Here is a 13,319-nt window from a genome sequence, read left to right as displayed (position 1 = left end):
CAAAGTAAGCTATCCTTTTCGTATTGGATCTTTTGGATTTAGCATCTTCGGACGACGTTTCATCATTTGAAATGGCATGCGAACCATAAAGTCTTTCCAATCACTTAATCGATAAGGAACAGCCGGACTGACATAGGGTACGCCAAAACTCTTAAGTTTCACCATATGACTACTTAGGAAAAGAAAAAACAAAATGACCCCGTACAATCCAAACATGGCAGCGCAAAACATGGCTACAAAGCGAAGAATGCGCAGTGGAATCGCTGTACTATAATGTGAGAGCGCAAAGGAAGAAATGGCAGTTACTGCTACTACTATGACCATAATCGGACTAACAATCCCTGCTTCTACCGCAGCCTGTCCAATGATTAATCCACCAACAATCCCCATTGCCGAACCAATTGGTTTTGGCAAACGCAGTCCGGCTTCCCGTAAAATTTCGATAGCCACTTCCATAAGCAGTGCTTCTATAATTGCAGGAAACGGAACACCTTCTCGTCCTCCTATGATAGATACGGCTAGCTTGGTCGGAATCAATCCAGGATGAAACGAGATAAAGGAAATATACAAGGCCGGTGTAAAAAGAGAAATGATAGCTGCTCCAAAACGTAATAGACGGATGAGCGTGCCAGGAATCCAACGTTCATAATAATCTTCGGGTGACTGCATCATCATACTAAATGTAACTGGTACGATCAAAACAAAAGGTGTCCCGTCCAATAAAATTGCAACCCGACCTTCCATTAGCGCAGCGATGACGCGATCAGGGCGCTCCGTACTCTGCGCTTGCGCAAAAGGACTAAAATAATTATCTTCGATGAGCTGCTCTACGTAGCCTGATTCCAGTACATTATCAATATCAATTTTCTGAATTTTTTTCTTGACTTCTTCTACTAATTCTGCGTTAGCAATTTCTTTCATATAAGCGACAACTAGTTCTTTTTTTGCCCGCTTTCCTACTTGAAATTTTATTAACGATAAGCCTTCATTTTCACCATGGCGTCGTAAAAGAGCGGTATTATCGCTTAAAACTTCTGTGAAACCTACCCGTGGACCTCTGACCGATACTTCTGATATCGGTTCTTCAACATTCCGCGTTCTCCCTTTCGTTGTATCAAGAATTAACACATCTGACGATCCATCAATCAAAAGTGCCGTTGAACCTGTCAACACTTTTGACATCAAATCTTTTATTTTATGGACTTCTATTACTTCACTAATAGAAAGAATTTGATCTTTAATAAACTCTTTTGAAACTGTACCTTTCATATAAGATGAATCACGTTTGTATTCTGCATTAAAATCGAGCATCAATGATTTCAGAATATGTGTGTTGATGAGTTCCTTATCTGACAATCCTTCCACAAAAAAGATTGCCGCCTGAATACCTGTACGCCCGATGTTAAACTCCCGAAAGTGTACATCTGAGTTATAACTTATTTCTTTCTTTACAAGTTCTAAATCCAAGGTGAAATCGCCTGTAAAATGTTCTGTTGAGCCTTGAAAAGACTTATCTTGCTGCTTATCTTCATATGTATTGGTTGTTTTTATCATTTGTCCGATCTTTGATTTCTGCTCTCGCATTCTCATCACTCTTTCTCTTAAAAAGCATTGTGTACATTTTAATTAAACTACAATCTAGTACGGTGCTAATTTCAGCAGGAATCAAAGCATCTTGCTTAACATCACAACAATCCAACACCAACATTACTTCCTAACGAAAAAAGAAACATTATAGCGAATTTTTTCCATGTTGAGAGGATATTCATCCATAAAGGATCACAATTTTTCAGTTTATCCCGCTATTCCCCCACCTTAAGATTCAGAGAAAAGCGAAGAAGATAGGTGGGTGATGAAGATTACCCAATATCACTTTATTATTTCCAATATTTCATGGTATATGTGATTCTTCCCCTGTTTTTCATAAATTAACTAAAAGCTTCTCACAAAAATATTCGCCTATTTCTCTTTTTGTTTTTCTTCCCAAGACTTAAATGAAAAAGGAATTCCAATCATTTGCGCAGTCAAATAATCATAGGATACTAAATCTTTTTTTGACAACTCTTTTAAAGAATGTTTTCCCATCGCCCTTAATCCCATTTTCATTTCTTCTGTACTTGATATTAAGAATTTCTCCGCTGTTTTTACCCCTTCTTCGATCTTAAATTGATCTCTGAATTTCCCTTTATTCCAAACAACTTGTGTAGGCGGTTCAAATGGAAGTGATTGCAATACTTGGCTATGTGCGACAGTAAATAGCATGACAGACCCCAAATAAACTGCATCGGCACCAAGTGCAAGCACTTTTAAAAAGTGGCCAGGTGTAAAAAGTCCTCCTGATGCAATTAAACTAACTTGTCCTTTCATATTTCTTTTTTCTAAATGATTTGCAGCTCGGACAACCGCATGCAATGTTGGTATTCCAAAGTCATCAGATAAAATGGGCGGCGCGCCGAATGTGGCTGCTTGTCCGCCGTCAATTGTAATAAAATCAACACCTATGTCAATTAAACGATCGATATCTTCTTCAATTTTTCCAGCTGCGCCAATTTTCACGCCAATGGGAACACCGCCCGACATGTCCCTAAGTTCCTCAATAAGTCCTTTAATATCCTCTAGAGTTTGATTTTCAAAAAAATGTTCAAAAATCACTGCATCTTCATTTTCTTCAAGTCTCATCACTTCACGAGCTCGGCCAGTTAAATTATTAGGTGAAATTTTCTCTCCCATCCCCATTAACGCGCCTTGTCCAAACTTAATTTCAATCATGTTAGCACGCTGAATAACGTCTTTTTCCTTTGACCATGATGTTTTTGAAAATTGTAAAATATACATTCCCGCTTGATCTAACTCTTCAGGTAAGATTCCACCTTCACCAGAATTAATTGCTGTTCCTGTGTTTTTAGCGGCTTCCGCCAAAGCAACCCTCACTCCTTCATTAAGGGCTATCCCATAGGCCATCCCGCTAATCATAAGCGGAATTTTAATTTCCAATGGCTTTTTTGCTTTTGGTCCAATTTTTACGTTGACATCTACCTTTTCTTCCCCATCAACTGGGAACGGTGTTGTCTGTGCAGGAATAAATGTAATCGGATCAAGATGCGGCCAGCTTTTTGAAGAGCCGAGTGGACGATGAAGAATATCGCCTGTTTCTGCACGCAAGCTATTTTCAAGTACATTTTGAATGCCCATATGCCGAAAGCCTGGTATCATCTCGATAAGATTTTCTTGATAGCTGTCGGTTAAAATGATGTTCCCCATTTGTTTCACTATGCGTTTCAGCAACCAACGCCAACCAACAAGCATGAATAAACAAAGGAAAAATAGCATCGTAATCATTGAAAAAGCTAAATAATATAAAAGATTCGACATATATATTTCTCCACTATCACTTAAATTAAATTAAATAGTTAATAACTATAATCATTTCCCACAAAAAGAAATTTATGTTATTTTTATAATTAATTCTTCATCGGATAAAAGTTATTGCAATGGTGAAATCAAGTTCAAAATAGAGGAAATGTCTACGTTTTCCTGGAGATTGATAGATTTGCTAATTTAATTAATTAAGTTAAACGTTTAAAAATGCCTAATATTTAAAGTAGCAATTTGTATTAAAGTCTTTGCAGGAGAATAAATTAGAAGAAGATATTGAAATAAGTATAAAAGTAAGAGTGACCTGTTTCATTCTTTCACCTTAAAATAGACACCTTTGATGGGTAGGGGTGATTATATACGTTATGGATGGAATATATCCCCGTAAATTGCCATCTGTATCACTAATTTCTAAATTTCCAGAAATCAATGTACGGACATATGTTCAATTACTCTTCCTCGAACGAATGAATCCAACTAAAAATCTTTGAAATTACATACGGAATGAAAAATACGATAAAAGCTTGCCCGAAAACTTTCCACTCCGGAAGATAGGAAACAATCATTTTCCACATTTTAATCATCCTATATCGGCAGTTGACACCACAATTTTTTAATCTAATCGGAATTTCTTACATATTATTATGTCTTATGTGCGGAAATTTCATCCTAAAAAACACTCCATTTGTCTTGAATGAAAAACAGTGTAACCTTCAGCTGCCATATAAAAATGTATGCTAAACAGAGATCACGCTATAAATCATGATCTCTGTTTGTATGGTTATTTATCCTGCGTATAAGTATGTGCCTCGACTGTTGATAAAAATGGGCTGATTTCATTTATAAAAAAAATATATAACTCGTGCATAGCACGTGTACAAGCTGTATAGAACAGTTTACGTTCACTTTCTTTTCTATATTGTTGGTTTGAAGCATTATAAATAATAACAGCGTCAAACTCTACACCTTTCGCTAAATAAGAAGGTACGATAAGTACACCTGAATCGAACGAAGTTGTTTCTTTTTCGATGAGATGAATTTGTACATATTGCTGCAGTATGTCATACGCTGCTTTACTTTCTTGAGCAGTTTTACAAATAACTGCTATCGTTTTGTGACCATTTTCTTTCAAGTTTTTAATTCGATTTACAATTTTATTATGCAGTTCCTCTTCTTTTTCTATTTTTGTTATAACTGGTTTGCTTCCCTCACGTTGGAAAGGTTCAATAGAATCTCCCCCTGAAATAAGTTGTCGTGTGAATTCAATAATTTGTTTCGTCGAACGATAACTACGTGTAAGCTCAATGCACTCACTTTTTTCTTCTCCATACAAATCATATAATTGAGAAAATTCATTTTCAGCGGCATGTGCATGTATTGTTTGGTTAAAATCACCAAGTATTGTCATCTTACTATGCGGAAATAATCGCTTCAAAAAGGTAAACTGAAAAACAGAATAATCTTGAGCTTCATCAATAAATATATGCTCTACGGATGTATTTCTTTGCAAATCCTCCAGCTGATCTTTTATATATAAATAAGGTGTCGCATCCTCATACGCCATATAATAGCGCTGTATGCGTTCTACCGTTTTTTCGCATATTTCTTTCCAATTTGGTGGTAAACCATTATTATCTGTAAATTGCTTTGCAAACGACGAATCTGTAAACAACTGTAAATAAATCGCAGGCGTATTAATGAATTGAAGTCTCTTTACACGTTTACGAAGTGGTTTAAAACGTTCGTTCACAATCATTCCAGCTAACATTTGTTGTTCACGTTCAAAATCATCGAATGTATTATCACCATACTGCTTCTCTTGTTGAAGTTTCTTATGAACTTTAGCATACATTTCTTTATCTAATAGCTGTATTTCTTCTTCAACCCAAAGTTCTTTTCGTTCTAGCCGCTCACTTTTCTTCAGTTCTTTTAATAACCACTCAGAAATTAATTTTATTCGATTAGGAATTCTCATAGAAACAGGAAAAGAATAAAATTTCTCTTTTATTTCTTCCTTCGAAATTAATAAATTTCCGCGAAATTTCACATCTTTAAAAATCATTCCCTCTTTTCTCAAATATGTCAAATAGTTATCTACAACTTTCACGAAAGGTGCACTTGCTTTATATCGAATTCCTTGCATACGTACTGAGTATTCTGGTTCTTCCATCCCCGTAAGTACATATTCGATTTGTGTGAACGGATCTTCTACATCAAAAATCTTATCTATATGCTCCTCTACATACTCTTGAAATGTTGTCTGTTTCATATTTTCTTCTCCTAATTCAGGAAGAACAGTCGAAATATAGCTATTAAACATTGAATTAGGAGAAAAAAGAATAATTTGATCCGCATGTAATGTATCTCGATATCGATATAGTAAATAAGCCACACGCTGCAATGCAGCCGATGTTTTTCCGCTTCCTGCTGCTCCTTGCACAATAAGTAAACGACTCGTTTCGTTACGAATAATTAAATTTTGTTCTTTCTGAATCGTAGCAACGATACTTTTCATTTGTGTGTTCGCATTCTTCCCTAACACTTCTTGTAATAATGCATCACCAATTGTTACTCCTGTATCAAACATACTTTCCATTTGACCGTTACGAATGATAAATTGTCTCTTTAAAGTTATTTCTCCTGTAATGATTTCATTTTGCACCTTATATACAGCCAATCCCAACGAATAATCATAATACAGACTGGATATAGGTGCTCTCCAATCATAAACAAGAAATTGTTCTGTACTTTCGTCAAAAAACGAATGAATGCCAAGATAAACCTGATCTGTACTTCTTTCACTTTCTTCTAGAAAATCAATTCTCCCAAAATACGGAGATTGCTCTAGTCGTTTTAAAATCGTAAGCTGCTTATCTGCATGATAATGACTCCGTTCTCTTTCAGCTAGCAATTCTGCTTGTTGCTTAATACTTGCTACAGTTTCCACAGCCTCTTCAGCATTATCAAAGTTAACTGTTACATCACTCCAAAAGTTTTTCCGAATATTAACTACCTCTTTTTTTCCACTACTCACATATTGCTGAAGAACATCTTTATCCTCTTTAATTCTCTTTATTACTTCCTCTATTCGTTGCTGTTCTCTCTTCCGCTCTTGTTCATACTGTTCCATATTGTCACTCCTTATCAACCAAAAAATTTGACCAAAAGTTTGACAAACACAGTTATTTTTTGATAAAATAATATTGGGTAATTATTGAAACAAACCCAATATTACCCTGTTGTCATTTTTCCATTGTAACATATACATCTTTCTTAGTTCAACGAAAATAGCTACAGTTATCAAACAATTCCACTCTGTAAGAGAGTACTAAATAAAATTCCAGACATTTTACACATTAAATAGATTACACTAAATAAAAAGGTCGATTTCCTGTAAAGGAAATCGACCTTTTTATTTAGTGTAGAGAAACTTTTCTCCACAGTCTCAAAAAATACCTTTTATACCTTGTTCCCGCTGTACGAATGGATAATAAGATTTCCCACTCATGCACATTTTACTTTCACTGAATTTCAATTACTCTGCTATTTCCGTTCTTTGCAATTTGTACTTTTGCATACAGTCCCTCCCCTTTTACAAGGGTAACGGGAACTTCACGCGTACTTCCTATCGTAATATACCCGTAGTTCATATATCCTTTTATCCAGATGCCTTTTTCTTTCGGGTAGTCATTGATCTTTATTTTATCTATTCGATAACTCTCTCCCTGTCCTTTTTTCAATTTTATAAATACAGGTATTTTTGTTTCTTTTTTTGTGTCACGATTCAACATCATTTCGTTCGCTTCCACTTCTATTTTGTAAAAAAACCACACTTTTTTCGTTTGCGCTGATTTCTCAATTGGATTTTCTAATTCTAATAACACAGTATTGCTGTTATAATAGTTCCATTCTTGATGTGTAACAGTACCTAATAAAATAAAAGTAGAAAGTATACCTACTAACCATACATATTTTTTCTTGTATGTTATGATATTCTCTTGTTTTTGCGGCTGTTTTGTTTGTAACAATACAATCCCTGCAAGAAATAGCATCCAGCTTAATCCATAGTTTCCAATGTAATTTGTTTCATACATAATAAGATTCGTAAACAAATAAATAACGATACCAATCCGTTTCATTACAGAATCCTTTACATATAGCATTCCTAACACAAGAAGTAATATATATCCACAATGTGCAATTACAATAAACCAAAAATCTGCACCTTCGTATTTCTCTAACAAATAGAAAAATATATACATCATTCCAAATCCTACACTATTTCGTAATAAAAATTCATTTTTTCGTGCAATCGCAAAAATAAAAAATCCAATATGAATGAGTACGAGATAACCCATACTTGTTGAATAGTCCGCACCTCTCATACACTCACTTAGTATAATTCCTTCCAATAACCACCATAAACTATGTTGTTCTGCCTTATGTTTTGCGAACATCCAATACGCAAAAATACAACCAGCATACAACACTCCCCATATGTAATGATGATTTGTTACAAGCGTTGTAATTCCTGCCATGATAGCGAAGACAAATAAAAAGATACGTAAAAATTTTGCTGTTATTTTTTTATATCCCCATATTCCTAGCACACTTAGCATAGCGCTTATAATCATGATTACGCTGCTCTTTCTTAATGTTTCCCATAAAATAAAATAGAGACTCGCAAGGAAAAGAACACTTCCTATTGAGCTTACTAAAACATACAGCACATATTCTCCTATTTTTCGATGATTTGTTTGTGTTTGATTCTTTTTTTCTTGCCAAGTAAAAAATTGCTGCGAAATTACAACAAACAAAACGACCAATCCCATCAATATATAAGAGATATTCATAGTTAAATTTGTAAATAGATTGGTGATGTCTATCAATGCATACAATGACCACGCCGTTAAGATTGCACCAGTTGTTATTCTATATAAATTTCCTTCTTTTAACCTTTTAAATATAATAACGTACATGGCTGTCATGAGGATCGCACACACTACTTTGATCCAATAGTTAGGCTCTCCTCCTTCGTATAAACTTACAAGGTACACCATCCATAATCCTAATAAACTAGTTGTGTAAAATAAATAACGCCCCGGCATTTTCAGCTCAATTCGGTACCATATAAGGGAAGCGATAGTTATTATAATAGATTGCCATTTATCTGAAACAGTAAACCACTTCATTTCATTTATCGTTGATAAAAAGAAAAGTAATGCTCCGCCTCCAAGCACATACCATTCTGCTTTTTTGTCTGTTACATAAAGATATAACGCTGGAAGTAACCAACTAACAGAGAGCCATACTTCTTCGTTTTCTACACCGTAAATATTTCGAAGCATCCAACATGACCACGCATAAGCGAGATATAAAGTTACACGCATTCCTCTTAGAAACAACGTGTTTGCACACATTACATTTCTTATCGCAAAATACCACACTATTCCAATGATAAGTACCCCGATTACAGCTAAGCTTTGATACACGGTAGCCCATGAGTAGCGCATAGTCATCGTTAAAATGATATAAGCACCAAGTAGCGACCATACTCCAAGTATTTTAAAAATGTCATCTTTCCAACCTTTCATCCCCCATCCCTCCTTCTACAAGTGTATTCTTTATATACGTATTTTTCACTTTAATTTATATATTTTTCCAATTTATTATTTTTGATTAAAACATATAGGGTAATACTATAAAGAAAATAAAAGGATCAAGGTTTCTCTTATTTTTATAGAAACCTTGATCCTTCTCAACACTTTATTCTAAAAGATTTCAACACGTAGTAACTGTCCTTTATTCTTTAAATATAATAGCATTTACATCAGTTCTAGTATGGTCTTTATCACGACCTCGGGATTTTCCAACTGAATCGAATGACCATTCTCTGTTTGAATATGCTTTGTACAGTTTGTTAGTTGGCATAAAAGTTGCTGTTGCTCTTTCCATGTTGGATCTGAATTGTTAGAACTAATCACGATTACTGGCAAGTTTTCTCGTAAACTATTTGCTCGTTTTACTTGTTTTGCTGACTCTTCACTATACAGCGTCTCTTTATAGACAGCTTCATATGCTCCAGCAGTGTATCCCACATGTTTTACGTGATTTTGAACTTGCGCCGGAAGGCTCCTGCCTCCTACTGGCATCTTTAATAAACGCGGCAAACCAATCGCAGAAGTAATATATCCTAATCTCATCTGTTTTACACTTTTTACGTATTGTTGTGATCTCTCCTCGTTCATTTTCTCCTTTAAATATCGATTTTCATGTACAGCATCAACCAATACAATTCCTGACACCTCATCAGGATATTGACTTGCAAATAAACGCATATTTAGTCCTGCAAATGAATGTGCTACTAAAATATAAGGAGGAGCAATTTGCATTTTTTCTAAAACAATTTTCAAATCATTGACTACTTCTTGACTAGTCGATAAACCACTTCTCGTATCACTCCAGCCATATCCAGCCCGGTCAAAAGAAACCACCCTTGTAAACTTTGATAATTCAGGCTGGACAAGACACCAAGCTAAGCAATTACCACTTAATCCTGCATCTAAAATAACAGTCGGATTTCCATTTTCTTCACCAGAAATCATAGTATGAACATTACGGCCATCTATATTTACAACACTTCCAGGCTCTTTCGTTGCATTCTTTTTTCTTATGTACATATTTACAGCTGTAAACGGAAATAGTACTGTGCTAATTGCTGTTTTTAAAAGCGAATCTGCTTGAAAACTCATGACAATGGTTGTGCCTCCATCCAATTTTTCAATAATTGTTGTTCTTTTTCAAATGCTAACCCTGCTTTTCGTTCTTCGGTTTCACTACGCAACTGTTCCCACTTCCAAATATCAAAAATCGTTTCTTCAAGTGAGCGAAATGTCAGCCCCGTACTTAACACCTTATCAATATTAAATGAACCGTCACCTCGCCAAGGTTCTTTCTCTTCTGGAAGAGCAAATTCCTTGGGTATCCATAACGGCATTTCAGTCCAAGGTGCTACATTGTTCTCAAGTAAAAACTTTTCACTTACCCAAACAAATTCTGAATCACTATTTGTTATACCTTTGCAACTTTCTAATAACCGCTCCATTGTTAATGGATAGTCTGGTCCCGTCACATTATAAATTCCTGTAATATTTTGTTCAATCATGTTAACAATCCAAATCGCCAAATCTTTCACATCAATAAATTGTATTTTTCTTTTGGGATTTCCTGGCGCTAATACTCGGCCACCTTTTGCGATTCGTTTTATCCAATAAGGTAACCGATCTGAATAATCATTTGAGCCGACAATAAGTCCCGCTCTTACAGATAGTACTTGACCCGGCAAATGTTTCTCAGCTTCTATTTCGCATAATCTTTTTAAAGGACCATAATACTCGTTGTAAGTAGTCCCTGCCGCACTCCGGTTAATTTCTGCTGCTTTTTCTTCTGATAAAGTTTGTACTTCATAATCTTCTGTAATTCCCACTGGAATCCAATCTTTATATACAGACAGACTAGAGATGAAGGTATAATGCCGAACATGATTTGCTAACATAGATGTGGACTTCACTACAGTTCGCGGAGCAAATCCGCACGTATCAACTGCTGCATCCCATACTCTTCCCTTCAGTACATCTATGTCTCTATCTCGGTCACCGATAAGCACTTCTACTTTTTTATCTTTGAAAATATCATTGTTGTTGCCCCGATTCAATATAGTCACTTCATGGCTTCTCTTCAATGCTTCTTCAACAACAGCTCTTCCCAAAAAGCGTGATCCACCTAAGATTAATAATTTCATTCCCATCCCTCCTCACACTAATAATTCGTCATTTTCGATAACATTTCCCTTAGAAGTTATGCGATTTCATCAAAATTCAAAATTTTTATCCTATTTTTACATTTCAAGGGTTTACAAAAGTTACCTAATTGTATATACTTACTTAAGTAAGAAAAAATTTCCAAAGGAGGTCGAATGAAATGATGAAAATAAGTGTTTATGTAGCATCTGTCTCACAATCAAATATATATTCGACCACCCAAATGGAGAATTGAAAATCGCCTTTATTATGATTTAAATAATTCTGCCACAGGAGGTCGAATGCCTTCCTGTGGCTTTTTCACGCCTTGCCGCAGGAGCACTTTGCCTTCCTGTGGCTTTTTTGTGCGATTTTCGCCTTCTTACAAATTTATTCACTCGAGAGGAGTAAACAGTATATGACATTTCATGTATTCTTTTTAACGATTACGATTCAAAAAACACGTCTATCTAAAGAAGAAATTGAACATGAACAACGTGTTCAAAAGATCATGGACGAAGTAAAAGATCGTCAAATTTCGTTTTATAACCACCTTTAATTTTTTAATAACAAATAACGATGAAAGGAGATGTTTAGAATGTTTTTGTCAAAGCAGCGAATTATGATTTGGATTGTGGAGGTAGACTCTGCATAACAAATCATAATCTTTTGCAAGAATGGTAAATAAACGAAGATAAGTATTTAAAAACAATACAGCACGATTGAAAATTATCTTTGTCATGTTTGTAACATACAGCAAAGCAGTTTGCAAAATTTGAAAAATCTACTGCTGGAATAAAGTGAAACTTCCATCAGTGGGTTTTTCTTCATCCCCCACTGGTGGAAAGCTCTCACCAATCGGGCGCAGCAGTTATTCCCCACCTATTCTTTGAATCTTGAGATGGGGATCTTACCGCTCGCGAATAGCGGGATAAAATCATACTATTAGTACTAAAAAACAAGAAGACCAGCTACAATATGTAACTGGTCTTCTTTCTACTTCTTATTTTTTTTCACTTTAAAAAGCCTTACTAAATTTAAAACGATTGTTTTCGTCACAGCATACGCTGGTACAGCTAAAATCATCCCAATAATTCCCGCAAAATTTCCGACACCGAGAATTAACACAATAATCGTTAACGGATGAATGTTTAATTTTTCACTCATGATTCGCGGTGATAGAATATTACTTTCAAATTGCTGAACAATCGTTACAACAACAATAACCCATAACGCTTGCACCGGTGATACAAATAGTCCAACAATAACCGCAGGCGCTGCCCCAATAAATGGACCTAAGTTTGGAATGATATTCGTAAGTGCCGCCACAACTCCTAAAATAAAAGCATAAGGCATCCCGATAATTAAATAACCGACAAATGTGAAAGCTCCAACAAATAAACAAACAAGCGCTTGGCCTTGAATGTATGCAGCAAGGGTTTCATTCATCTCTTTTAAGACACGACGCCCTTCTTCATGATACGACTCTGGTAAAAAACGAACTGCTGCTCCAGGAAATTTATGTCCATCTTTAAACATATAAAACAAAATAAATGGAACTGTGAAAATAACTAATGCAATGTTTGTAATAATACTAACTAATACAGTCGCACTCGCTGTAAGCGTATTTGGTATATCTTTCAAATAATTAAGAGCATTCTTTTCTAATACTTCTAATGAAACATAATCTTGTGTTGTAAGCCATTGAAATAACCTATGATTTGATAAATCTGTTATGTATTCTCTCCCAACCTTAATATAAGTTGGCATGTTCTTTACTAAATCCATTAACTGATGAGAAAGAGTTGGAACCACAACACCGACCGAAACGGCTATTAATGCAATAATGAATACGTACAGTAGCAAAATAGCTAAACTACGCGGCACTTTTTTGTTCTCTAAAAAAAGAAGAACTGGATTAAACATAAAATATAGAAATAAAGCAATTAAAATAGGGAAAAACAATGTGGAGATAAAAATACCGATTGGCTGAAATAAAAACGATATTTTTGTACAGATAAAAATAATCGTTACAACCATCAGCACTTCTAATGTCCAAAAATGAGCTTTCGATTTCAAAAAAAAGCCTCCTTTTACATTTCTCCTCTCATTGTAACAAATCAAAACAAAATTTTACATGCTATT

At 35.1% G+C, this 13,319-nt stretch carries 9 protein-coding genes; 2 read left to right on the top strand and 7 right to left on the bottom strand.

Going from position 1 to position 13,319, the window contains the following annotated elements; all coding sequences use genetic code 11:
- Positions 1-9 precede the first annotated feature (9 nt).
- A complete protein-coding gene (locus AB1279_RS12030; RefSeq protein ID WP_429758964.1) occupies positions 10-1,590 on the bottom strand; it encodes a spore germination protein in 1,581 nt (526 codons plus the stop codon).
- A 369-nt stretch (positions 1,591-1,959) separates the two neighbouring features.
- A complete protein-coding gene (locus AB1279_RS12025) occupies positions 1,960-3,372 on the bottom strand; it encodes an FMN-binding glutamate synthase family protein (protein ID WP_429758962.1) in 1,413 nt (470 codons plus the stop codon).
- A 353-nt stretch (positions 3,373-3,725) separates the two neighbouring features.
- Between AB1279_RS12025 and AB1279_RS12020 the strand changes: the two genes are divergently transcribed.
- Positions 3,726-3,866 carry a DUF2071 domain-containing protein gene (locus AB1279_RS12020; protein WP_429758960.1) on the top strand — a complete coding sequence of 47 codons (141 nt, stop codon included), beginning with the start codon at positions 3,726-3,728 and terminating at the stop codon, positions 3,864-3,866.
- 290 nt (positions 3,867-4,156) lie between these two features.
- On the opposite strand, the gene helD is transcribed toward AB1279_RS12020, so the two are convergent.
- The 4 genes from helD to AB1279_RS12000 all read right to left on the bottom strand — a co-directional run bounded on the left by helD (position 4,157) and on the right by AB1279_RS12000 (position 11,176).
- Complete coding sequence (gene helD, locus AB1279_RS12015; RefSeq protein ID WP_429758959.1) at positions 4,157-6,505, bottom strand: RNA polymerase recycling motor HelD; 2,349 nt, start codon at positions 6,503-6,505, stop codon at positions 4,157-4,159.
- 391 nt (positions 6,506-6,896) lie between these two features.
- Entirely contained in the window at positions 6,897-8,969 is a 2,073-nt protein-coding gene (locus tag AB1279_RS12010) for a hypothetical protein (protein ID WP_429758958.1), read from the bottom strand.
- Positions 8,970-9,200: 231 nt separating this feature from the next.
- Positions 9,201-10,127 (bottom strand): alpha/beta hydrolase, encoded by a 927-nt coding sequence (locus AB1279_RS12005; protein ID WP_429758957.1) that lies wholly within the window; start codon positions 10,125-10,127, stop codon positions 9,201-9,203.
- Positions 10,124-11,176 carry an NAD-dependent epimerase/dehydratase family protein gene (locus AB1279_RS12000; protein WP_429758956.1) on the bottom strand — a complete coding sequence of 351 codons (1,053 nt, stop codon included), beginning with the start codon at positions 11,174-11,176 and terminating at the stop codon, positions 10,124-10,126. The genes AB1279_RS12005 and AB1279_RS12000 overlap by 4 nt, the downstream gene beginning before the upstream one ends.
- Before the next feature lie 416 nt (positions 11,177-11,592).
- Here AB1279_RS12000 and AB1279_RS11995 point away from each other — a divergent pair, with 416 nt between their 5' ends.
- Positions 11,593-11,733, top strand: a complete 141-nt coding sequence (locus tag AB1279_RS11995; RefSeq protein WP_429749543.1) for a YrzI family small protein — start codon at positions 11,593-11,595, stop codon at positions 11,731-11,733.
- 437 nt (positions 11,734-12,170) lie between these two features.
- On the opposite strand, the gene AB1279_RS11990 is transcribed toward AB1279_RS11995, so the two are convergent.
- Positions 12,171-13,253 carry an AI-2E family transporter gene (locus AB1279_RS11990; RefSeq protein WP_429758955.1) on the bottom strand — a complete coding sequence of 361 codons (1,083 nt, stop codon included), beginning with the start codon at positions 13,251-13,253 and terminating at the stop codon, positions 12,171-12,173.
- Positions 13,254-13,319: the final 66 nt, after the last annotated feature.

The organism is Bacillus sp. S14(2024) (assembly GCF_050473785.1).
In the GTDB taxonomy this organism is placed as follows: Bacteria; Bacillota; Bacilli; order Bacillales; family Bacillaceae_G; genus Bacillus_A; species Bacillus_A yunxiaonensis.
The sequence above is the reverse complement of the archived record's forward strand: the minus strand, read 5'-3'. Positions and strand labels throughout refer to the sequence as shown.

What these genes read in the sequence shown, in the direction of transcription:
- AB1279_RS12030 (WP_429758964.1), bottom strand. Translation starts at nt 1,590, where the DNA reads ATGAGAATGCGAGAGCAGAAATCAAAGATCGGACAAATGATAAAAACA.
- AB1279_RS12025 (WP_429758962.1), bottom strand. Translation starts at nt 3,372, where the DNA reads ATGTCGAATCTTTTATATTATTTAGCTTTTTCAATGATTACGATGCTA.
- helD (WP_429758959.1), bottom strand. Translation starts at nt 6,505, where the DNA reads ATGGAACAGTATGAACAAGAGCGGAAGAGAGAACAGCAACGAATAGAG.
- AB1279_RS12010 (WP_429758958.1), bottom strand. Translation starts at nt 8,969, where the DNA reads ATGAAAGGTTGGAAAGATGACATTTTTAAAATACTTGGAGTATGGTCG.
- AB1279_RS12005 (WP_429758957.1), bottom strand. Translation starts at nt 10,127, where the DNA reads ATGAGTTTTCAAGCAGATTCGCTTTTAAAAACAGCAATTAGCACAGTA.
- AB1279_RS12000 (WP_429758956.1), bottom strand. Translation starts at nt 11,176, where the DNA reads ATGAAATTATTAATCTTAGGTGGATCACGCTTTTTGGGAAGAGCTGTT.
- AB1279_RS11995 (WP_429749543.1), top strand. Translation starts at nt 11,593, where the DNA reads ATGACATTTCATGTATTCTTTTTAACGATTACGATTCAAAAAACACGT.